The following is a 21,464-nucleotide window of genomic DNA, read 5'->3' as shown; positions in this document are numbered from 1 at the left end:
GCCCCGGCGCAGGACAAGCCTGCTCACCACAAAAAAGCCCGCTCACCACAGGAATGGGGTCGCCCTTTCAGCTGTTCGGGCCGGGCTTGCAGGAATGTGCGCGCTTCAGCCTTGCGTGGCCGGTTTGACCAGTCGCTGTTCCAGTTCGCGGCAGGCTTGCTGGATCATCTCTTCGGTAATCTGCACTTCGCGGCCTTGGGCGTCGATCACGGAACACGGCAATTGCTGCGGCTGGCGGATCACTTCAATTTTGGCATCGCTGCTGTTTTGCAAGGTCATGGCCTGTCTCCTCATCAGGTTGTGTAGCGACTGTAGAACCCCCGCGTGACCGGGCTGTGACAGCGCCTTGCCGGGGCAATGGGTCGAACGTCCAGTCCATCAGAAACCCCCGTGGATTTCCAGCCGGGCGTTAGACCGATCGCCTCTAGGGGTCAGTATCGGCGGGCATAATTAACCTGACTCATTGTTATTTGCCAAAGTTCACCCAATGTTGGAGTGCAGGTTCCTGTCCTTCTTCATCAGGTGATGCCCTCCATGTTCTCGACCCGTCAACGCCGCGCCATTCGTTTGGCCAGCCGCTTCATTGCTCCCTATCGCTGGCAGGCACTGGGGGCCTTGCTGGCGCTGGTGATCACGGCCGGTATCACTTTATCCATGGGGCAGGGCATCCGCCTGCTGGTGGACCAGGGGTTCATGACCCAGTCGCCGCACCTGCTCAACCAGTCCATCGGTCTGTTCATGGTCCTGGTGCTGGGCCTGGCAGTGGGTACTTTCGCGCGTTTCTATCTGGTGTCGTGGATCGGTGAACGTGTGGTGGCCGATATCCGTCGGCAGGTCTTCAATCACCTGATCTACCTGCATCCCGGTTTCTACGAGAACAACCGCAGCTCGGAGATCCAGTCGCGGCTGACCACCGATACCACGTTGCTGCAATCGGTGATCGGCTCGTCGCTGTCGCTGTTCCTGCGTAATGCACTGATGGTGCTCGGCGGTATCGTGCTGCTGTTTGTCACCAACCCCAAGCTCACCAGCATCGTGGTGGTGGCGCTGCCACTGGTGCTGGCGCCGATCCTGATTTTCGGTCGGCGGGTGCGCAGCCTGTCGCGCCTGAGTCAGGACCGCATTGCCGATGTGGGCAGTTACGTTTCTGAGACCCTTGGCCAGATCAAGACGGTGCAGGCCTACAACCACCAGGTGCAGGACGAACAGCGTTTCGCCGTGACCGTGGAAGAGGCTTTTACCACCGCACGCAAGCGCATCGCCCAGCGTGCCTGGTTGATCACCCTGGTGATCATGCTGGTGCTCGGCGCCGTTGGCGTGATGTTGTGGGTGGGCGGCATGGACGTTATCAGTGGGCGCATTTCCGGCGGCGAACTGGCGGCCTTCGTGTTCTACAGCCTGATCGTCGGCAGCGCGGTCGGTACCCTGAGCGAAGTGCTCGGCGAACTGCAGCGCGCCGCCGGGGCTGCCGAACGCATCGGCGAATTGTTGCAGTCGAGCAATGAAATCCAGGCGCCAGCCAGCGGTACCGTACGGCTGCCGGAACGGGTCAGTGGCCGCATGGACCTGCATGACCTGCGCTTTTCCTACCCTTCACGGCCAGACAGCTACGCCATCGATGGCTTGAACCTGACGATCAACCCCGGTGAAACCTTGGCGCTCGTCGGCCCTTCCGGTGCAGGCAAGTCGACGATTTTTGACCTGTTGTTGCGTTTCTACGATCCCCAGCAAGGCCGCATCCTGCTCGAAGGCCAGCCGCTCACCGAGCTCGACCCTTTGGACCTGCGTCGCCACTTCGCCCTGGTGTCCCAGAACCCGGCGCTGTTTTTCGGCAGCGTTGAAGAAAACATCCGCTACGGCAACCCGTCCGCCACCCCGGAGCAGGTCGAAGCCGCCGCGCGTATTGCCCACGCCCACGATTTCATCCTGCAAATGCCCGACGGCTACCAGACCCACCTCGGTGACGGTGGCATGGGCCTCTCCGGTGGTCAGCGCCAGCGCCTGGCCATCGCCCGTGCGTTGTTGGTGGATGCGCCGATCTTGTTGCTCGACGAAGCCACCAGCGCCCTCGATGCCCAGAGCGAGCACCTGATCCAGCAAGCCCTGCCGCAGTTGATGCAAGGCCGTACCACGCTGGTGATCGCGCACCGGCTGGCGACGGTCAAGCATGCCGACCGGATTGCAGTGATGGATCAGGGCAAACTGGTGGCGGTGGGCACGCATCAACAGTTGATCGCGAGCAACCCGCTGTATGCGCGGTTGGCGGCGTTGCAGTTCAGTGATAGCTCACCGCTCACTACATGAAGTCAGTGTTATTGATCGTCGAAGTAGCGCTCATGCCAGTCCACCAGGGGTTGTGGCGAGTTGAGCTTCTGGCCGTAGATCACCGAATAAGACAGCACGTTCTGTACGTACTGGCGGGTTTCGTCGAACGGAATGCTTTCCACCCAGACATCGAAGCTCAGGTGGTCGGCACCCCGCAGCCACTGGCGTACACGACCCGGACCGGCGTTGTAGGCGGCAGAGGCAAGCACGCGGTTGCCGTTGAACTGGCTGTGCACCTGGCTCAGGTAGGCGGCGCCGAGCTGGATGTTTTTGTCGGGGTCCAGCACCTGGGCCGGCGAGGCCAGGGGGATGCTGAATTTGCGTGCGGTTTCCTTGGCGGTGCCGGGCATCAGTTGCATCAAGCCGCTGGCGCCGACGCCGGAACGGGCGTCGTCCATGAAGGCGCTTTCCTGGCGGGTAATGGCGAACACCCAGCTTGAATGCAGTCCGCGCACCTTGGCTTCACGCACCAGGGTGTCGCGGTGAGCCATCGGGAAGCGGATGTCCAGGTCGTCCCAGTACTGGGCCTGGCTGATGGTGCGGATGGCCGGGAAGTACCACTTCATGTCATAGGCCAGCCTGGCCTGGGCGACCATTTCATCGCGGTTGAAGTGACGGCTCACGTGGTACCACTCGCGACGGCCATCCACCACCTGGCCACGGGCGTAGAACTCCAGGGCGCGGCGCACACCTGGGGTGTTGCGCACCTTGTTCATCAACGCCTGGCTCATGAGCAGCGGCTTGTTGGTCAACTGGTACGGCGATTTGGAGCGGTCGGCGGCGAGGAAACCATAGAAGTCACGCTCCTTGGCTACGTTCTTGTACAACACCAGCGCCTGGGGGTTTTTCGGCTCGGCAAGTTCCAGGCTGCGGGCCTGCCAGTAGCGCCAGCGGTTAGTGGTGGCCAGATCTTGTGGAAGCTTGCGGGTCAACTGGTAGGCATCCTCCCAGCGCGCCAGGCGCAACAGCAGACGCAGACGCCATTCGGACACGGTGTTGTCGCGCAACTCTGGGTCATATTGGGTCATCACGTCCAGGGCGCGGGGGTCATAGCGACGGGCCAGGGTCAGGCCGATCTCCCGGGCGATCGACACTTTTTCGTCACGGGAGAAGTGCATGCTGCTGGCGTAACCATCGAGCAGCGCCATGGCCTTGTCCGGATCCTGGCGCGCCAGGCGGCGCAGGCCCAGGCCAACGGCGTCGGACATCGCCTCGGTGGCCGGCAGGAAGCGTGACGGGTCGCTGAGCATCTCGGGTTTTTGTGCCACATCCACCATCAAGCGGCCCTGAGCGCCCAGGGTGGGCAAGGTCTTGATCAGGCTGTTGGCCAATGCATAGTTGCGCGCTTCGGCGGCAAGCTTGGCACGGTCCCATATCTTCTGTTCGGTGAGCTGGCCGTCGGCGGCCCACAGGCCAAAGGTGGCATCACAGGCGGTCGGTTGGGATTTGCCGGTCATCCACAGCTTTTCGGTGGTCTTGTAGCCTTCGGCCTTCAAGTTGTGAGTGAGCTGGTACTGACCATGCAGGCAGTCCAGTTCGACGAAATTGAGCTTGGCGTCGTAGTACTTTTCAAAGGTCTGCCAGTCTCCCCGGTCGGCCAGCGAGCGCAGCCAGCGCAGTTTCATCCAGTTGGCCTGGGGTAGGTCGCCGTTCTGGGCAAGGAAGCGTTCGATTTCGTCGTTGCTCGCGGTCTTGAGGCGGGCAGTCAGTTCGTCATAGGCCAGGTACGGCGTCAGCGGGTAGTCGGCCAGGGCCTGGCTGTATTGCATGTACGGGCCGGCATCACCTCGGGCGAGGGCGCGTTTGGCTTCATCGTAATATTGGCGTTGTGTGGTGAGGTCCACGGCCTGGGCGGATTGAACGGCGGTGGCGGAAAGAAGCAGGCAAGATAAAAAGTTGAAAAGGCGACTGCGCATGAGACGTCCGTGCAGAGAAATCACGACTAGCGCCGGCACCGCCGACACTGATTGCCCTTAGCTTAGCCTTTTGCTCGGCGCCTGCGAAAGCTTTGCCGGCCGGTTCGTTCAGGTTGCTAGGAAATGTCCTACAGAACATGTCGGTAGCGAAAATGCCGACCGCATCCTGTGCGCAACTCAGGTAGAATGCGCGCCCGGTTTTTGGAGAAGCTCATGACCCTGCTCAAATTCAGCGATGTGTCCCTTGCATTCGGCGCTATGCCGTTGTTGGACAAGGTGTCCTGGCAGATCGCCCGTGGTGAGCGGGTGTGCATCATCGGTCGCAACGGGACCGGCAAGTCCAGCATGATGAAGCTGGTGAAGGGCGATCAGAAGCCCGATGACGGCTCCGTGTGGCGCACTCCGGGTCTCAAGATCGGCGAACTGCCCCAGGAATTGCCGGTGGCCGACGGACGGACAGTGTTCGATGTGGTCGCCGAAGGCCTCGACGGGGTCGGTGCGTTGCTGGCCGAGTACCATCACCTGAGCCAGAACATCGTCACCGATGCCGACCTGGACAAACTGATGCACGTTCAGCACGACCTCGAAGCCCGTGACGGTTGGCGCTTGCAGCAATTGGTGGACAGCACCCTGAGCCGCCTGCAATTGCCGGCTGACAAGACCCTCGCCGAGTTGTCCGGCGGCTGGCGTCGTCGTGTGCTGCTGGCCCAGGCGCTGGTGTCGGAGCCGGACCTGCTGCTGCTCGACGAACCGACCAACCACCTGGATATCGGCGCCATCGCCTGGCTTGAAGAAGCCCTCAAGGATTTCCAGGGCGCCGTGCTGTTCATCACGCACGACCGTTCCTTTTTGCAAAACCTGGCAACCCGCATTCTTGAGCTGGACCGTGGCGGCCTGATCGACTGGAACGGCGACTACGCCAGCTTCCTGGTGCACAAAGAAGCTGCACTGGCCGCCGAAGAAACCGCCAACGCGCTGTTCGACAAGAAACTGGCCCAGGAAGAAGTCTGGATCCGCCAGGGCATCAAGGCGCGCCGTACCCGTAACGAAGGCCGTGTGCGGGCATTGAAAGCCCTGCGCGTCGAGCGCAGCGAGCGTCGCGAGCGCACCGGCAAGGCGAATATCCAGCTGGAAACGGCGGAGAAGTCCGGCAAGCAGGTGATGGTGCTGGAAAACGTCAGCTTCCATCACCCGGACGGCCCGTTCCTGATCAAGGACTTTTCCATGGTCTTGCAGCGCGGCGACCGTATCGGTCTGTTGGGTGCCAATGGCACGGGCAAGACTACGCTGCTCAAGCTGATGCTCAGTGGTCTGCAACCCACCAGCGGCAAGGTCGAGGAGGGCACCAAGATCGACGTGGCGTACTTCGACCAGTTGCGCCACCAGTTGGACCTGGAAAAGACCGTGATCGACAACGTGGCCGAAGGCCGCGATTTTATCGACATCGACGGCCAGAGCCGCCATGTGCTCAGCTACCTGGGCGACTTCCTGTTCAGCCCGCAGCGTGCCCGTACGCCGGTGAAAGCCTTGTCCGGTGGTGAGCGCGCGCGCCTGCTGCTGGCCAAGCTGTTCAGCAAGCCGGCCAACCTGCTGGTCCTCGACGAACCGACCAACGACCTCGATGTGGAAACCCTGGAACTGCTGGAGGAGGTGTTGCTGACCTTCAATGGCACCGTGCTGATGGTCAGCCACGACCGGGCATTTCTCGACAACGTGGTCACCAGCACCCTGGTCTTCGAAGGCGAAGGCAAGGTGCGAGAGTACGTGGGTGGCTATCAGGACTGGATTCGCCAGGGCGGCTCGCCGCGCCTGCTGGGTGTGACCGAGAGCAAGTCCGGCAAGGCCGACCTGAACTCGGCAGTGGTTGCCCCGGTGAAGGCGGCGGCACCCGTACAGGAAGCGGCGCCGGTGGCGAAGAAGAAACTCAGCTACAAACTGCAGCGTGAGCTGGAAGCCCTGCCGGGTGATATCGACGCCAAGGAACAGCAGATTGCCGCGGTAGAAGCGGAAATGGCCGACGCGGGTTTCTACCAGCGTCCTGCGGCGGAAACGGCCAAGGTGATTGCCTCCCTTGAACAGTTGAATGCTGAGCTGGATGCCTTGGTGGAGCGCTGGGCCGAGCTGGATGCCTGAGTGATCCGTCATCAATAAAAAAGCCCGGCGTTCATTCGTTTGAACGTCGGGCTTTTTTACATGAAATGCGATTCAAACTGTGGGAGCTGGCTTGCCTGCGATAGCGGTGTACCAGCCACCCGATCTGTCGACTGACAGACTGCTATCGCAGGCAAGCCGGCTCCCACAGTTGATGCTCTGTATTCTTACGAGGCTTTTACCAGCTTCACGGCCAATACATCGCATGGCGCGCCGTGTAGCACGTCGTTGGCGGTGGAGCCCAGCAGCAATGCCAGGCCATGGCGACCGTGGCTGCCGACCACGATCAGGTCGCAGTTCTGCTCCTTGGCCAGATGATGAATCTCCTGACGCGGCTGGCCGTAAGTGAGGTGGGAGTTTTCCTTGGTCACTTCCGGGTATTTGACGATGAGGCGTTCCAGGCGCTCCTTGGCCTGATCGAACTGTTGTTGCTGCAACTGGGACAGGTCCATGGGCACGTCGCCGCCGAAGGCCATGGCCATGGGCTCGACAATGTGCACCAGTGACAGTTTGGCGCCGCTGGCGATGGCGAACGCGCGGGCGCGCTTGATCACTGGATCGCACTCTTCGGTCAGGTCGACAGCGACCAGAATATGTTCGTAGGACATGGGGCGTTCCTCCAGGGGACTGCAATAAGTTCAGTATGGCTGCTTTCAAGCGGATGGGGTTGCGTCAGGTCAAATCCGCTCAACTGTAAATTCGGGAGTACACATATGACGGTCTGGATAGTGGTGTCAATCCTTGCAGTGGTTCTGAGCCCTCTGGCGTGGCTGCGTCCCTCGCGCCACCAGAGCGGGCGCATGGCCCTGCGCATGGAAGCGCGCCGTATCGGGCTGACCATGCAACTGGCGCCCCAGCAGTGGCCGCACTGGTTCCAGCAGGAGCCGCCGAGCCCTTGCGCACAGTATCTGCGGCCACGACGCGGCAGTGCGCCCGCCCTCTGGAGCTACTGGCAGCCGGAGCCGGGCGTCTGGGTCAATCAGTGGCGCGAGGTGTGCGTGGACGAGAAGTTGTTGCCATATTTTTCGACGCTGCCGGCCAATGTCTACAAGATCGAGGCGGACGCGCAAATGATCGCTGTGTACTGGGGCGAAAAAGGCGAGGCGAGCGTGCTCAAAGACATCGATACCTTGTTGAAGGCCCTGGCCTGACCCGTATTTCGTGCGGGCAATAAAAAGCCCGACATCATCATCGGGCTGGAGTTGGCCAGGCAGGCCGGTAAGTCGGTGTACCGCGCCGGGTATTCTGACTGGCGCATTCGGATAGCCGCTAGCCTAGCGGGATATCCAGATCTGTACAGCCTTTTCCCACACCTTTTCCATTATTGATTTCGTGAATATTTGAATATTGACGAGTCTCGGGCCTATGGTGGGGGTTCTGAAATGACTGGAAAGTCGCGTTTTTCCTGCCCTTTCGGGCGATTGACAATTGGCCGGAATTGGATGAAGGTGGCGTACCCAAATCAAACGGGCGTATGAATTGAGCGTTTGTCTGTCGGACGACTCATACAGAAACCCGACTATCGCGTTGGCGGGTGTGCCTGGCGGATTGGCGTGAACATTGAACAAATCATCAATGTCCAACCAGAGGCCAGCGTCCAATGTGTACTGTTCAGCTTCCATATCGTGGAGATCAGTTGATGATTTACGAAGGTAAAGCCATCACGGTTAAGGCTCTTGAAAGTGGCATCGTCGAACTGAAGTTCGATCTCAAGGGTGAGTCCGTCAACAAGTTCAACCGTCTAACCCTGAACGAACTGCGTCAGGCCGTAGACACCATCAAAGCAGATACTTCGGTCAAGGGCGTGATCGTCTCCAGCGGCAAGGACGTGTTTATCGTCGGCGCTGACATCACCGAATTCGTCGATAACTTCAAGCTGCCCGATGCCGAGCTGGTGGCTGGCAACCTCGAAGCCAACAAGATTTTCAGCGATTTCGAAGACCTCAACGTGCCGACCGTTGCCGTCATCAACGGCATCGCCCTGGGCGGCGGCCTGGAAATGTGCCTGGCCGCCGACTTCCGCGTGATGTCCGCGACCGCCAAGATCGGCCTGCCGGAAGTGAAGCTGGGCATCTACCCGGGCTTTGGCGGCACCGTGCGTCTGCCGCGCCTGATCGGCGCCGACAACGCTATCGAGTGGATTGCCTCCGGCAAGGAAAACAAGGCTGAAGATGCGCTGAAAGTCGGCGCTGTAGACGCCGTGGTCGCGCCGGAAAAACTCGCCGATGCGGCACTGAACCTGATCAAGGGCGCCATCAGCGGCGAATTTGACTACAAGGCCAAGCGCCAACCGAAGCTTGAGAAACTCAAGCTCAACGCCATCGAGCAAATGATGTCGTTCGAAACCGCCAAAGGGTTCGTGGCAGGCCAGGCCGGCCCGAACTATCCGGCGCCGGTTGAAGCCATCAAGACCATCCAGAAGGCCGCGAACTTCGGTCGCGACAAAGCCCTGGAAGTGGAAGCGGCAGGCTTCGTGAAGCTGGCCAAGACGTCGGTCGCCGAAAGCCTGATCGGCCTGTTCCTGAACGATCAGGAATTGAAGAAAAAGGCCAAGGCCTACGACGAAATCGCCAAGGACGTGAAACAGGCTGCCGTGCTCGGCGCCGGCATCATGGGCGGCGGTATCGCCTACCAGTCGGCTTCCAAAGGCACGCCGATCCTGATGAAGGACATCAACGAACACGGCATCGAGCAGGGTCTGGCGGAAGCCGCCAAACTGCTGGTGGGCCGCGTTGATAAAGGTCGCATGACCGCCGCGAAGATGGCTGAAGTGCTTAATGGTATTCGTCCTACGCTGTCCTACGGCGATTTCGGTCATGTCGATCTGGTGGTCGAAGCCGTTGTCGAGAACCCGAAGGTCAAGCAGGCGGTACTGGCTGAAGTCGAAGGCCAGGTTAAGGAAGGCACGATCCTGGCCTCCAACACCTCGACCATTTCCATCAGTTTGCTGGCCAAGGCCCTCAAGCACCCGGAAAACTTCGTGGGCATGCACTTCTTCAACCCGGTGCACATGATGCCGCTGGTGGAAGTGATTCGTGGCGAGAAGTCCAGCGAAGAAGCGGTGGCCACCACCGTTGCCTACGCCAAGAAGATGGGCAAGAACCCGATCGTGGTCAACGACTGCCCGGGCTTCCTGGTCAACCGCGTGCTGTTCCCGTACTTCGGCGGTTTCGCCAAGCTGGTCAGTGCCGGCGTGGACTTTGTGCGTATCGATAAAGTCATGGAGAAATTCGGCTGGCCCATGGGCCCGGCCTACCTGATGGACGTGGTCGGTATCGACACCGGTCACCACGGTCGTGACGTGATGGCTGAAGGCTTCCCGGACCGCATGAAAGACGACCGCCGCTCGGCGATCGACGCGCTGTACGAGGCCAAGCGCCTGGGTCAGAAGAACGGCAAGGGCTTCTATGCCTACGAGGCCGACAAGAAGGGCAAGCAGAAGAAGGTGGCCGATCCGTCGGTGCACGAAGTGCTCGCGCCGGTCATCTATGAGCAGCGTGAGGTGTCCGACGAGGACATCATCAACTGGATGATGATCGCCCTGTGCCTGGAAACCGTGCGTTGCCTGGAAGACGGCATCGTCGAAACCGCTGCCGAGGCCGATATGGGTCTGGTCTACGGCATTGGTTTCCCTCCGTTCCGTGGCGGTGCGCTGCGTTACATCGATTCCATCGGTGTCGCCGAATTCGTTGCCCTGGCTGATCAATACGCTGATCTGGGCCCGCTGTACCACCCGACTGCGAAGCTGCGCGAAATGGCCAAGAACGGCCAGCGCTTCTTTGGTTAAGTGCCCAGTCGACTAGAGCGAGAATAGTTATGAGCTTGAATCCAAGAGACGTCGTGATTGTCGACTTCGGTCGTACTCCGATGGGCCGCTCCAAGGGCGGCATGCACCGCAACACCCGCGCCGAGGACATGTCGGCGCACCTGATCAGCAAGTTGCTGGAGCGCAACACCAAGGTCGACCCGAACGAAGTCGAAGACGTGATCTGGGGTTGCGTCAACCAGACCCTGGAGCAGGGCTGGAACATCGCGCGCATGGCGTCGTTGATGACCCAGATCCCGCACACCTCGGCCGGTCAGACCGTGAGCCGCCTGTGCGGTTCGTCGATGAGTGCGCTGCACACGGCTGCCCAGGCAATCATGACCGGTAACGGTGACGTGTTTGTGGTCGGCGGCGTGGAGCATATGGGCCACGTCAGCATGATGCACGGCGTCGACCCTAACCCACACATGTCGCTGTACGCGGCAAAAGCCTCGGGCATGATGGGTCTGACCGCGGAAATGCTTGGCAAGATGCACGGCATCACCCGCGAAGCCCAGGACGCGTTCGGCCTGCGCTCTCACCAGCTCGCCCACAAGGCGACCGTCGAAGGCAAGTTCAAGGATGAAATCATCCCGATGAACGGCTATGACGAAAACGGTTTCCTCAAGCTGTTCGACTACGACGAAACCATTCGTCCGGACACCACCCTGGAAAGCCTGGCGGCCCTGAAGCCTGCCTTCAATCCAAAGGGCGGCACCGTGACTGCCGGTACGTCGTCGCAGATCACCGACGGTGCCTCGTGCATGATCGTGATGTCGGCGCAGCGTGCCCAGGACCTGGGTATCCAGCCGCTGGCCGTGATCCGTTCGATGGCGGTGGCGGGTGTGGACCCCGCAATCATGGGCTATGGTCCAGTACCGGCTACACAAAAAGCCTTGAAGCGCGCGGGCTTGACCATCAACGACATCGACTTCTTCGAGCTCAACGAAGCTTTCGCCGCACAGGCCCTGCCGGTGCTGAAAGATTTGAAAGTACTCGACAAGATGAACGAGAAGGTTAACCTGCACGGCGGTGCGATTGCCCTGGGACATCCATTCGGTTGCTCCGGTGCTCGTATCTCCGGCACTTTGCTTAACGTGATGAAGCAAAATGGCGGCAACCTTGGGGTTGCCACCATGTGCATTGGCCTCGGCCAAGGCATTTCCACCGTCTTCGAACGCGTTTAAGCGTTGGGCTGACGGAAGCCGGGGCCCAGTGCCCCGGTTTTTGTTTTTTGGCGATTTTGTATTTTTTTTTTAACAAATTTTGTAAGAGGGCCAGAGCATGAAAGTCGAACCCGGGCTCTATCAGCATTACAAGGGGCCGCAGTACCGCGTTTTCAATGTGGCGCGGCACTCCGAGACCGAAGAAGAAGTGGTGTTTTATCAAGCGCTGTATGGCGATTACGGCTTTTGGGTACGTCCGTTGAAGATGTTCCTGGAGACCGTCGAAGTTGACGGCAAGCGGGTCCCGCGCTTTGCTTTGGTGCAGGTTGAACCCAGTCTTTTTTCAGGGCAATAACGGCAGGCCGCGCAGAATGCTGCGCTTGACCTCACCCGGTTGCCACTATATATAGCGTTGCCGCGACAGGCGCCAACTGCCTTTCACTTCTCGAATTCAGGAATTTTCCGATCCATGGGCAAATCGCTGGTCATTGTGGAATCCCCGGCCAAGGCCAAGACCATCAACAAGTACTTGGGTAACGAGTACGTGGTGAAGTCGAGTATCGGCCATATCCGCGACTTGCCCACCAGTGGTTCGGCCAGTGCCGCCAAAGAGCCCGCTGCCAAGCGCGGCAAGGCGGCTGCAGGCGAAGCCCCGGCCCTTTCACCCAAAGAGAAAGCGCGCAAGCAGCTGGTCTCGCGCATGGGGGTGGACCCGGACCATGGCTGGAAGGCCAAGTACGAGATCCTTCCCGGCAAGGAAAAGGTCATCGAAGAGCTGCGCCGGCTCGCCAAGGATGCCGACACCATCTATCTCGCAACGGACTTGGACCGCGAAGGGGAAGCCATTGCCTGGCACCTGCGGGAAGCCATCGGCGGTGATGACAGCCGCTACAAGCGCGTGGTGTTCAACGAAATCACCAAGAAAGCCATTCAGGAAGCCTTCTCTACGCCCGGCGAGCTGGATATCGACCGCGTCAACGCCCAGCAGGCCCGGCGTTTCCTCGACCGTGTCGTGGGCTACATGGTCTCGCCGCTGTTGTGGGCGAAGATCGCCCGTGGCCTGTCCGCTGGTCGTGTGCAATCGGTAGCGGTCAAGCTGGTGGTGGAGCGTGAGCGCGAGATCCGCGCGTTCAACCCGGAAGAATACTGGGAAGTGCACGCCGACCTCGGCACCGCCAAGGGCGCGAATGTGCGTTTCGAAGTGGCCCGCGAGAAAGGCGAGGCGTTCAAGCCGCTGAATGAAGCCCAGGCCATGGCTGCGCTGGAAAAACTCAAGGCGTCCAGCTACAGCATCATCAAGCGTGAAGACAAACCGACCAGCAGCAAGCCGTCGGCGCCGTTCATCACCTCCACCCTGCAGCAGGCGGCGAGCAACCGCCTGGGCTTCGGTGTGAAGAAAACCATGATGATGGCCCAGCGTCTGTATGAAGCCGGCTACATCACCTACATGCGTACCGACTCCACCAACCTGTCGTTGGACGCGGTGGCGATGGCGCGTACTTATATTGAAAGCGAGTTCGGCAAGAAATACCTGCCGGAAAAGCCAAACGTCTACAGCAGTAAAGAGGGCGCCCAGGAGGCTCACGAAGCGATTCGTCCTTCCGACGCCAACACCACGCCGGCCAAGCTCAGTGGCATGGAGCGCGATGCGGAGCGCCTCTACGAGCTGATCTGGCGCCAGTTCCTGGCGTGCCAGATGCTGCCGGCGCAGTACCTGTCCACTACCGTCAGCGTGGGTGCAGGCGACTTCGAGCTGCGTGCCAAGGGCCGTATCCTCAAGTTCGACGGTTACACCCGTGTGCTGCCGCAAATCACCAAGCCTGGCGATGACGACGTGCTGCCCGACATGGCTCAGGGCGACAACCTGAAACTGATCAAGCTCGACCCGTCCCAGCATTTCACCAAGCCGCCGGCCCGTTATTCGGAAGCCAGCCTGGTGAAAGAGATGGAGAAGCGCGGTATCGGTCGTCCTTCGACCTACGCGGCGATCATTTCCACCATCCAGGACCGTGGTTACGTCGCGTTGCACAACCGTCGTTTCTATTCCGAAAAAATGGGCGACATCGTGACCGAGCGCCTGTCCGAGAGTTTCTCCAACCTGATGGACTACGGTTTCACCGCCGGCATGGAAGAGAACCTCGATGACGTGGCCCAGGGCGAACGCGACTGGAAGAACGTGCTCGATGAGTTCTACGGCGACTTCAAGAAGAAACTTGAAGTGGCTGAAAGCCCTGACAGCGGCATGCGCGCCAACCAGCCGGTGATGACCGACATCCCGTGCCAGACCTGCGGTCGCCCCATGCAGATCCGTACGGCGTCCACTGGCGTGTTCCTCGGTTGTTCGGGTTATAGCCTGCCGCCGAAAGAGCGCTGCAAGGCCACCGTCAACCTGGTGCCTGGCGATGAAATCGCTGCCGATGACGAGGGTGAGTCCGAGTCGTTGGTGTTGCGTGGCAAGCACCGGTGCCCGATCTGCAGCACGGCGATGGACGCCTATCTGCTGGACGAAAAGCACAAGCTGCATATCTGTGGTAACAATCCGGATTGCAACGGCTACGAGATCGAAGAGGGCACCTACCGCATCAAGGGCTACGAAGGTCCGAGCCTGGAGTGCGATAAGTGTGGCAGCGAGATGCAGCTCAAGACCGGTCGTTTCGGCAAGTTCTTCGGCTGTACCAACCCGACCTGCAAGAACACCCGCAAGCTGCTGAAAAGCGGTGATGCGGCGCCGCCGAAGATGGATCCGGTGAAGATGCCGGAACTCAAGTGCGAAAAGGTCGACGACACCTACATCCTGCGTGACGGCGCTTCGGGCCTGTTCTTGGCGGCCAGCCAGTTCCCGAAAAACCGCGAGACGCGCGCGCCGTTGGTGCTGGAAATTGTGCCGCACAAAGATGAGATCGATCCGAAATACCACTTCCTGTGCGAAGCGCCGAAGAAAGACCCTGATGGTCGTCCGGCCGTGATCCGCTACAGCCGCAAGACCAAGGAGCAGTACGTGCAATCCGAAGTCGATGGCAAGCCTACCGGCTGGAAAGCGTTCTACGAGGGTGGCAAGTGGAAGGTGGAGGACAAGCGCCAGGGCGCTTGATCGACTAATCTGCCAAATAGGAAGGCCGCCTGAATAGGCGGCCTTTTTTTGCGCTTGCGGTGTGCTCGGCTGATCCGTGACACTGTTGAGCCAGTATCTCGCTTTTTCGTTGTGGAGACTGCCGTCATGGCCAACGAACTCTATACCCGTACCAATCAGAAAATTTACTTTGCGGGTTTGTCCCTGGAAGCTCTTGGCCGTGCTGAAGAAGGGAAGGAGATGAATGCCATCGCGTTGGTTCAGGCGGGGCGTGAGGCGGCGTTATTCCACCTATACGGCGCCTTGCTGGGCCTTTGCCATGAAATCGCCGGGTTCTACCGCTTGCCTCAGGCGGGGTCGCCCCGGGCGGAAATGATCATGACCCGTGAAGTGCTGGAGACCATGGCCATTCCTGAGCTGGCCGAGCTGGTGGAAATGGCCCAGAGCCCGGATAGCTGGGTTGCGCGCCTGCTCAAGGCGCACGCGGACATGTTCCAGCCGCCACGCATTCCTCATGTGCCCAAGGGCGATGTGACGCAACCGTTGATCGTGGCCGTGGCTCTGGAAGAAGATGAACCGAAACCCTTGAGCCGCGAAGAGCTCGAGAGCTGGCGCCAGGAGCTGAAAAAGATGGCGCTGCGTTTCCGTGAAGGTCTGAACGAGTGCTGAGGGCGTAGGCGTCGGTTTGCCGACGAATAAACAGGCACCGTTCATCAAGCCGTAAAGAAACCTCTTCAGATCCTCTGCGGGGCCGGGTGTATGACTGATATAATCCCGGCCTTTCGTGGAGAACAGACTTTTATGCCGACGTCCTTTCTTGAAATTGTTGAGTTGCCTGACGGCCGAATCGAGCTGCGTCGGGCTGAGGACGAAGGTTCTCTGGTCATTCTGGATTTTTCCGAGGACGCCAAGGCATTCCTGCAAGGCCAGCACGTGGAAGTGGCAAAAGCCATGTTGAGCGTGGGCGTTCAGATGGCTGGTCGCCTGGCGGAAGGTGAGCCGGAGAAGGAAGACGGCCCGCGGGTGCTTCACTGAGTTCAGTGAAGTAGTCCAAGAAAGCCCGGACACCACGGGTAATTTCTGTGTTTTCAGCCCAGTCGAATATTCAAACTCTGCGCATCACCTGTGCGAGCGGCGCTGATCAACTGCTGTTTGGCGCTGGCATTCAGCGGGTTCAGCCAGCTCACCACCGTATGGCTGCGGCCCAGACGCAGGGCTTCGCAGGTCAGTTGCTGGGCGCTTTGGGTGCCGCGGGGATGTAGCAGAAGGATGCGTTCTCGGTTGAGGCCGGCGTCCCGCAACCAGGCCTGGGTGAGGCTGGCGGGCGGGGCGATCAGCGTCAGCCAGCGAGCATCCTGTTCCTCACTCAGCTCTCGAAGCACTGGCGCCAGCAGGCTCAGGCAGCTCACGGCCGTACCGCGCAACGACAATTCACTGAATGCCTCAGGTTCGGCACTCCAGGGCGCCTCGACCGTTTCCTTGAGGATAGGCACAAGTGGTTGGGCCAAAAAGGCCTCGAACAGCGACAGTTGTGTGTGTTGCGGGGTGTGCACGAGCTGCATGATGCCTCCGTTAGCGGCGAATGACGCCGACGCTCAAGCCTTCGATCACCAGGTCCTGATCTTTCAGGTTCACTTCGATCGGGGCGAACTCAGGGTTCTCGGCCAGCAGCCAGACCTTGCTGCCTTCGCGCTTGAAGCGCTTGACGGTGACTTCATCACCGATCCGGGCGACGACGATCTGGCCATTACGGGCTTCGCGGGTGGTATGGACGGCCAGCAGGTCGCCATCGAAGATGCCTACGTCCTTCATGCTCATGCCGTGTACCCGCAGCAGGTAGTCGGCGCGAGGGTGGAAGAAGGTCGGGTTGATGTTGCAGGACTCCTCGACGTGCTGCTGCGCCAGGATCGGCGCACCGGCGGCTACGCGGCCGATGATCGGCAGGGTCGATTCATCCGCCTTGGCTTCAAAGCCTGGGATGCGAATGCCGCGTGAAGCACCGGGGGTCATCTCGATCGCACCTTTGCGCGCGAGGGCCTTGAGGTGTTCTTCAGCGGCATTTGGGGATTTGAACCCCAGTTCCAGCGCAATTTCAGCTCGTGTGGGCGGATAGCCGTTGTCATCGAGGCAGCGCTTGATAAAAGCCAGAATCTCAGCTTGGCGTGGCGTCAGTTTTAGCATGTTGATCGCTCTGTCTTTTTATACAGTGACTGGGATTATATACAGTGAACTGCACTTGGCAATCCTCCTTTTCAGGCACTCCGCTGGACGGTCATCCATCAGCCTTCCGACAAGCCATGGATAGCGCTGCCTACAGACCCTGCGGGATGTGATTAAATACGCATGAAATAGATGACTGCTTGGCCGGAAAACGGCCTCGCAGGCTTGACAAGACACACCCTGAAACGTATGTTTCAAACAAGTGTTTGTCAGGCGGAGTAGCCATGGCCCAGTCGGAAACCGTTGAACGCATTCTCGATGCTGCCGAGCAATTGTTCGCGGAAAAAGGATTTGCTGAAACTTCATTGCGCCTGATCACCAGCAAGGCCGGGGTGAACCTGGCGGCGGTGAACTATCATTTCGGTTCGAAAAAAGCCCTGATCCAGGCAGTGTTCTCGCGCTTCCTGGGGCCATTCTGCGCGAGTCTCGACCGTGAGCTCGAGCGCCGTCAGACCAAGCCTGAGCACAAGCCGAGCCTGGAAGAACTGCTGGAAATCCTGGTCGAGCAGGCGCTGGTGGTTCAACCGCGCAGTGGCAACGACCTGTCGATCTTCATGCGCCTGCTGGGCCTGGCCTTCAGCCAGAGCCAGGGCCACCTGCGGCGTTATCTGGAAGACATGTACGGCAAGGTATTCCGCCGCTATATGTTGCTGGTCAACGACGCTGCGCCACGCATCCCGCCCATCGAACTGTTCTGGCGCGTGCACTTCATGCTCGGCGCCGCGGCGTTCAGCATGTCCGGTATCAAGGCGTTGCGTGCCATCGCCGAGACTGACTTCGGCGTCAACACCTCGATTGAGCAGGTCATGCGCCTGATGGTGCCCTTCCTGGCTGCCGGTATGCGTGCCGACACGGGGGTTACCGACCCTGTCATGATCGCGGCCCAATTGCGTCCGCGCAGCAAGTCCTCGGTGTCTCCCTCCAAGGTTTGACCGCTTGGGTGGGCGCAGCCTTTTGCTTGCGCTAAGCTAGCCGCCATGCCGATTTCAGCCATTGATTCATGACCCAGTGTGCTCACCGCGTGTACCGCGTCGTGAGCACACTGGGTTGTGTGCGTTATTTAAGGAAGGTTTATGAGTGCTGCCCTGCAAGGTTCTTTGATGGTCGACGTTGCCGGCACCTGGCTGACGGCTGAAGATCGCCACCTGTTGCGCCAACCTGAAGTGGGCGGCCTGATCATTTTTGCGCGCAATATCGAGCATCCACGCCAGGTTCGTGAGTTGAGCGCGGCCATCCGTGCGGTGCGTCCGGATCTGCTGCTGGCGGTCGACCAGGAAGGCGGTCGCGTACAGCGTCTGCGCCAGGGGTTCGTGCGCTTGCCGGCCATGCGTGCGCTGGCGGACAACCCCAATGCCGAGTACCTGGCCGAGCAATGCGGCTGGATCATGGCCACCGAGGTTCTGGCGGTTGGCCTCGACCTGAGTTTTGCCCCGGTACTGGACCTGGACTATCAACGCAGCGCCGTGGTCGGCACCCGTTCCTTCGAAGGCGACCCCGAGCGCGCAGCGCTGCTGGCCGGCGCCTTTATCCGCGGGATGAATAGCGCGGGCATGGCCGCCACGGGTAAACACTTCCCCGGCCACGGTTGGGCCGAGGCCGATTCCCATGTGGCGATCCCCAACGACGAGCGCAGCCTGGAGCAGATTCGCGCCCATGACCTGGTGCCGTTCGCCCGTCTGAGCCGGCAGTTGGCGGCCGTGATGCCGGCCCATGTCATCTACCCGCAGGTCGATGCCCAGCCGGCCGGCTTCTCGCGCCGCTGGTTGCAGGACATTCTGCGCGGTGAGTTGCAGTTCGATGGCGTGATTTTCAGCGATGACCTCTCCATGGCCGGAGCGCATGTGGTGGGTGATGCCGCCAGCCGCATCGAAGCGGCACTGACGGCAGGTTGCGACATGGGGCTGGTGTGCAATGATCGTGCGGCGGCTGAACTGGCGCTGAGTGCGGCCCAGCGGCTGGGGGTCAAGCCTTCGGCACGTATTGCGCGCATGCGCGGCCAGGCGATTGCGTCGACGGACTACAAGCAGGATCCGCGCTGGCTGGCGGCGCTGACTGCGTTGCGGGATGCTCAGTTGATTGACTGAAGACTGCGGTGTAACGGTCAGCGCTTCTCTTGTTTGTTGGGCAGCGGCGCAAACAGCGCTTCGATATCCTCGTTGCCCAACTGCCAATCTCCCGTTGTGCGCCCATCCAGCACACCCGCCGCCAGATCGGATTTTTCCTTCTGTAGGTGCTGGATTTTCTCTTCCACCGTGCCCCGGGCAATCATCTTGTAGACGAACACCGGCTTCTCTTGACCGATGCGGTAGGCGCGGTCGGTAGCCTGGTTTTCCGTGGCCGGGTTCCACCATGGATCGTAGTGGATCACGGTGTCGGCTTCGGTGAGGTTCAATCCGACGCCGCCGGCTTTCAGGCTGATCAGAAAAATCTGCAGCTTGCCGCTCTGGAAGTCTTTCACGGGTGTACGCCGGTCGCGGGTCTGGCCGGTGAGCAGCGCGTAGGCCACATTGCGTTTTTTCAGCTCGATCTCGATCAGGCCGAGCATCGAGGTGAACTGGGAAAACAGCAGAATGCGTCGGCCTTCGGCGAACAGTTCTTCGAGCATCTCCATCAGGCTGTCGAGCTTGCCCGAACTGCTGCCACGGGCGGGCAGGGTGGCTTCGTTGACCAGGCGCAAGTCGCAGCACACCTGACGCAACTTGAGCAGTGCCTCGAGGATGATGATCTGGCTGCGCGCCACGCCTTTGCGGGTGATCTCGTCGCGCACTTTTTTATCCATGGCCAGGCGCATGGTTTCGTACACGTCACGCTGGGCCTCATTGAGGTCGACCCAGTGGATGATCTCGGTCTTGGGCGGCAGCTCGGTCGCCACTTGTTCTTTGGTGCGGCGCAGCAGGAAGGGTTTGATCCGACCGTTCAGGTGCTGCAATCGTACATCACTGGCGCGCTTTTCTATGGGCACCCGGTAGTCGCGATTGAAGCTTTTCACGTCGCCGAGCCAGCCCGGCAAAAGGAAGTGGAACAGCGACCACAGCTCGCCCAGGTGATTCTCCAGTGGTGTGCCGCTCAGGCACAGGCGCTGTCGCGCATTCAGCTCGCGGGCCGCCTGGGCCGCCTTGCTGGTAGGGTTCTTGATGTACTGGGCTTCGTCGAGGATCAGCACATGCAAGGGCAGTTTGGCCAGGTGTTCGATGTCCTTGGGCAGCAGAGCGTAGGTGGTCAGCAGCAGGTCGTAGTCCGAAAGACCCAAGCCTTTGGAGGACGTGAAGTGCTTCTTGCGCCCCGCGCCGTACAGGGCCAGGACCTTGAGTTGCGGGGTGAAGTGCGCAGCTTCGTCCAGCCAGTTGGGGATCAGGCTGGTGGGCATCACCACCATGCACGGTCGGTCCAGACGTCCGGCAATTTTTTCGCTGAGAATGTGCGCCAGGGTCTGCAAGGTTTTACCCAGGCCCATGTCATCCGCGAGAATCCCGCCCACCTCGAGTTGGCGCAGCGACTGCATCCAGCTCAAACCTTCCAGCTGGTACGGGCGCAAGGTGGCGTTCAAGCCTTCGGGCGCGACGCAGGTGAAGTCGCGGATATCGCGCAAGCGCTGGGCAAAGTTGCGGATTTTTTCGCCACCTTCCCATTGCAGTGGCATGTCTTCCAGCGGGTTCAGCCGAATCGCGTCGGCCTTGGCCAGGCGCAGTGCGGTGGTGCCGGTGTCCTGCAGGTAAAACTCGCCGAGGGTCGCCAGCACCGGTTTCAAGCGGCCGTAGGGCAACGCGACTTGTATCGGGCCGTGGCCATTGGGCAGGCCGGGGATATTCACCAGGATCAACTCGTCATCGCGGCGCCGCGCGAGTTTCTCCGGGTTGAGGATTTCGGTGTGCGAGCGCATCAGGTTCAGCAGGATCGGCAGCAGGCTCAGCCGCTGACCATTGACGATGATCCCCAGCTCCAGGTCGAACCAGTCTCGCTCGGGGCCTTCGTCGACCGTGGCGTACCAGTCGTCGACGGCGCTCAGGTCGAAGCCGAAATCATCATCGATCAACAGTTCCCAGCCCTCGGCCCGCAAGGTCGGTGTGGCATTGAGGGTGAAGGTCAGCCAGGCACTGTCGTTGACCATCTCGAACAGCTCGCCGGCGCTCTCCGGCAGGGCTTTGCTCTGGCGCGTGGCGACCTTGAACCCCAGCAGGCGCAATTGTTCGCGGTAGCGCTGTTCCTGTTCGGGGTGGCGCTTGATGCGCAGGGTCTGGGTTTCCTGGCGCACGATGATGTCCGCGTTTTTCTGCCCGCTGACGTAATGGTCCAGGTAGTTGAATGCCAGCGCCGCGCGGTGCTGGATATAGCGTTGCATCTTGCCGTTGCGCGGCTCGAACGCACTGAACTCGACGCTGGCCATCCACAGGCGCGGCACGGGCTGCACGTCTTCCATTACCACCTGCGGCAACACCACGCGGTTATCCAGCACCGCCTGGAGTTTTTCCAGTAGCTCGGCATCCTGGGCGGCGGCGGGGTAGGCCAGGGTTTCCTGGACCTTGAGCAAGACCGCCGCGATATGTTTGCAATTGGTGTGCACCGGGCAGGTACAACGGCTGTCCACCAGGATCAGCGTGCCCTTGGCCGATTCGCGCAGGGCAATGGTCTGTCGGTAGACGTTGCCGCCCGAGCCTTCGCAACTGGCGACGATGGTACTGTCGCCGGACTCCACGATCCGTACGCGGTTCTCCAGGGCATAACGCCGCCCACGCTCCAGGCTTTGCTCCTTGAAACGGTTGGCCCACGATGGGGCCAGGGGTTTGGTCAACGACGGCGTCACGGACATGGCG

Annotated in this window: 17 protein-coding genes; 11 read left to right on the top strand and 6 right to left on the bottom strand. The window is 60.4% G+C overall.

All coding sequences use genetic code 11. The annotated features are described in order from the left end of the window. Nucleotides 1-105: 105 nt before the first annotated feature. Nucleotides 106-279: a PA1571 family protein gene (locus ACW9IN_RS03795; protein WP_457364613.1), complete on the bottom strand. Its 174-nt coding sequence runs from the start codon at nucleotides 277-279 to the stop codon at nucleotides 106-108. Nucleotides 280-525: 246 nt separating this feature from the next. Here ACW9IN_RS03795 and ACW9IN_RS03790 point away from each other — a divergent pair, with 246 nt between their 5' ends. Then, nucleotides 526-2,304: an ABC transporter transmembrane domain-containing protein gene (locus ACW9IN_RS03790; protein ID WP_457364612.1), complete on the top strand. Its 1,779-nt coding sequence runs from the start codon at nucleotides 526-528 to the stop codon at nucleotides 2,302-2,304. Between the two features lie 8 nt (nucleotides 2,305-2,312). Here ACW9IN_RS03790 and ACW9IN_RS03785 read toward each other — a convergent pair whose 3' ends face one another. After that, nucleotides 2,313-4,241: a transglycosylase SLT domain-containing protein gene (locus tag ACW9IN_RS03785; RefSeq protein WP_457364611.1), complete on the bottom strand. Its 1,929-nt coding sequence runs from the start codon at nucleotides 4,239-4,241 to the stop codon at nucleotides 2,313-2,315. A gap of 213 nt (nucleotides 4,242-4,454) precedes the next feature. Between ACW9IN_RS03785 and ACW9IN_RS03780 the strand changes: the two genes are divergently transcribed. Continuing rightward, the gene (locus ACW9IN_RS03780; protein WP_457364610.1) at nucleotides 4,455-6,374 is read left to right on the top strand and encodes an ATP-binding cassette domain-containing protein; all 1,920 of its coding nucleotides are present in this window, start codon (nucleotides 4,455-4,457) and stop codon (nucleotides 6,372-6,374) included. 185 nt (nucleotides 6,375-6,559) lie between these two features. On the opposite strand, the gene ACW9IN_RS03775 is transcribed toward ACW9IN_RS03780, so the two are convergent. Next, nucleotides 6,560-7,000 carry a universal stress protein gene (locus ACW9IN_RS03775; protein ID WP_457364609.1) on the bottom strand — a complete coding sequence of 147 codons (441 nt, stop codon included), beginning with the start codon at nucleotides 6,998-7,000 and terminating at the stop codon, nucleotides 6,560-6,562. 105 nt (nucleotides 7,001-7,105) lie between these two features. Between ACW9IN_RS03775 and ACW9IN_RS03770 the strand changes: the two genes are divergently transcribed. From ACW9IN_RS03770 to ACW9IN_RS03740, 7 genes are all read left to right on the top strand, one after another. After that, nucleotides 7,106-7,543 (top strand): hypothetical protein, encoded by a 438-nt coding sequence (locus tag ACW9IN_RS03770; RefSeq protein ID WP_457364608.1) that lies wholly within the window; start codon nucleotides 7,106-7,108, stop codon nucleotides 7,541-7,543. Nucleotides 7,544-8,031: 488 nt separating this feature from the next. Next, on the top strand, nucleotides 8,032-10,179 hold the full coding sequence (gene fadB, locus ACW9IN_RS03765; protein ID WP_457364607.1) for a fatty acid oxidation complex subunit alpha FadB: 2,148 nt from the start codon (nucleotides 8,032-8,034) through the stop codon (nucleotides 10,177-10,179). Nucleotides 10,180-10,208: 29 nt separating this feature from the next. Next, the gene (gene fadA, locus ACW9IN_RS03760; RefSeq protein ID WP_457364606.1) at nucleotides 10,209-11,384 is read left to right on the top strand and encodes an acetyl-CoA C-acyltransferase FadA; all 1,176 of its coding nucleotides are present in this window, start codon (nucleotides 10,209-10,211) and stop codon (nucleotides 11,382-11,384) included. A gap of 97 nt (nucleotides 11,385-11,481) precedes the next feature. After that, nucleotides 11,482-11,718, top strand: a complete 237-nt coding sequence (locus tag ACW9IN_RS03755; protein WP_457364605.1) for a DUF1653 domain-containing protein — start codon at nucleotides 11,482-11,484, stop codon at nucleotides 11,716-11,718. Between the two features lie 114 nt (nucleotides 11,719-11,832). Next, nucleotides 11,833-14,454: a type I DNA topoisomerase gene (topA, locus tag ACW9IN_RS03750; protein WP_457364604.1), complete on the top strand. Its 2,622-nt coding sequence runs from the start codon at nucleotides 11,833-11,835 to the stop codon at nucleotides 14,452-14,454. Nucleotides 14,455-14,580: 126 nt separating this feature from the next. Then, nucleotides 14,581-15,102: a DUF6586 family protein gene (locus ACW9IN_RS03745; RefSeq protein WP_457364603.1), complete on the top strand. Its 522-nt coding sequence runs from the start codon at nucleotides 14,581-14,583 to the stop codon at nucleotides 15,100-15,102. A 132-nt stretch (nucleotides 15,103-15,234) separates the two neighbouring features. After that, a complete protein-coding gene (locus tag ACW9IN_RS03740) occupies nucleotides 15,235-15,468 on the top strand; it encodes a hypothetical protein (RefSeq protein ID WP_017254451.1) in 234 nt (77 codons plus the stop codon). Between the two features lie 53 nt (nucleotides 15,469-15,521). Here ACW9IN_RS03740 and sulA read toward each other — a convergent pair whose 3' ends face one another. Both sulA and lexA read right to left on the bottom strand, forming a co-directional pair. Further along, complete coding sequence (gene sulA / locus ACW9IN_RS03735; protein ID WP_457364602.1) at nucleotides 15,522-15,995, bottom strand: SOS-induced cell division inhibitor SulA; 474 nt, start codon at nucleotides 15,993-15,995, stop codon at nucleotides 15,522-15,524. Between the two features lie 10 nt (nucleotides 15,996-16,005). Beyond that, nucleotides 16,006-16,614, bottom strand: coding sequence for a transcriptional repressor LexA (gene lexA / locus ACW9IN_RS03730; protein ID WP_003172575.1), 609 nt, complete (start codon nucleotides 16,612-16,614; stop codon nucleotides 16,006-16,008). A gap of 263 nt (nucleotides 16,615-16,877) precedes the next feature. On the opposite strand from lexA, the gene psrA reads away from it, so the two are divergent. Both psrA and nagZ read left to right on the top strand, forming a co-directional pair. Next, nucleotides 16,878-17,585, top strand: a complete 708-nt coding sequence (psrA, locus tag ACW9IN_RS03725; RefSeq protein ID WP_457364601.1) for a transcriptional regulator PsrA — start codon at nucleotides 16,878-16,880, stop codon at nucleotides 17,583-17,585. Nucleotides 17,586-17,726: 141 nt separating this feature from the next. Continuing rightward, complete coding sequence (gene nagZ / locus ACW9IN_RS03720; protein ID WP_457364600.1) at nucleotides 17,727-18,737, top strand: beta-N-acetylhexosaminidase; 1,011 nt, start codon at nucleotides 17,727-17,729, stop codon at nucleotides 18,735-18,737. Nucleotides 18,738-18,754: 17 nt separating this feature from the next. On the opposite strand, the gene ACW9IN_RS03715 is transcribed toward nagZ, so the two are convergent. Next, nucleotides 18,755-21,460 (bottom strand): DEAD/DEAH box helicase, encoded by a 2,706-nt coding sequence (locus ACW9IN_RS03715; protein ID WP_457364599.1) that lies wholly within the window; start codon nucleotides 21,458-21,460, stop codon nucleotides 18,755-18,757. Nucleotides 21,461-21,464 lie beyond the last annotated feature (4 nt).

The sequence above is a fragment of the Pseudomonas sp. SDO5271_S396 genome (assembly GCF_054071795.1).
This window is presented reverse-complemented; position numbering and strand designations above follow the sequence as displayed.

Coding starts and splice junctions, on each gene's coding strand:
- nagZ (WP_457364600.1), top strand. CDS start 17,727: ATGAGTGCTGCCCTGCAAGGTTCTTTGATGGTCGACGTTGCCGGCACC.
- ACW9IN_RS03795 (WP_457364613.1), bottom strand. CDS start 279: ATGACCTTGCAAAACAGCAGCGATGCCAAAATTGAAGTGATCCGCCAG.
- ACW9IN_RS03715 (WP_457364599.1), bottom strand. CDS start 21,460: ATGTCCGTGACGCCGTCGTTGACCAAACCCCTGGCCCCATCGTGGGCC.
- topA (WP_457364604.1), top strand. CDS start 11,833: ATGGGCAAATCGCTGGTCATTGTGGAATCCCCGGCCAAGGCCAAGACC.
- ACW9IN_RS03775 (WP_457364609.1), bottom strand. CDS start 7,000: ATGTCCTACGAACATATTCTGGTCGCTGTCGACCTGACCGAAGAGTGC.
- psrA (WP_457364601.1), top strand. CDS start 16,878: ATGGCCCAGTCGGAAACCGTTGAACGCATTCTCGATGCTGCCGAGCAA.
- ACW9IN_RS03785 (WP_457364611.1), bottom strand. CDS start 4,241: ATGCGCAGTCGCCTTTTCAACTTTTTATCTTGCCTGCTTCTTTCCGCC.
- ACW9IN_RS03770 (WP_457364608.1), top strand. CDS start 7,106: ATGACGGTCTGGATAGTGGTGTCAATCCTTGCAGTGGTTCTGAGCCCT.
- ACW9IN_RS03790 (WP_457364612.1), top strand. CDS start 526: ATGCCCTCCATGTTCTCGACCCGTCAACGCCGCGCCATTCGTTTGGCC.
- ACW9IN_RS03740 (WP_017254451.1), top strand. CDS start 15,235: ATGCCGACGTCCTTTCTTGAAATTGTTGAGTTGCCTGACGGCCGAATC.
- fadA (WP_457364606.1), top strand. CDS start 10,209: ATGAGCTTGAATCCAAGAGACGTCGTGATTGTCGACTTCGGTCGTACT.
- fadB (WP_457364607.1), top strand. CDS start 8,032: ATGATTTACGAAGGTAAAGCCATCACGGTTAAGGCTCTTGAAAGTGGC.
- sulA (WP_457364602.1), bottom strand. CDS start 15,995: ATGCAGCTCGTGCACACCCCGCAACACACACAACTGTCGCTGTTCGAG.
- lexA (WP_003172575.1), bottom strand. CDS start 16,614: ATGCTAAAACTGACGCCACGCCAAGCTGAGATTCTGGCTTTTATCAAG.
- ACW9IN_RS03745 (WP_457364603.1), top strand. CDS start 14,581: ATGGCCAACGAACTCTATACCCGTACCAATCAGAAAATTTACTTTGCG.
- ACW9IN_RS03780 (WP_457364610.1), top strand. CDS start 4,455: ATGACCCTGCTCAAATTCAGCGATGTGTCCCTTGCATTCGGCGCTATG.
- ACW9IN_RS03755 (WP_457364605.1), top strand. CDS start 11,482: ATGAAAGTCGAACCCGGGCTCTATCAGCATTACAAGGGGCCGCAGTAC.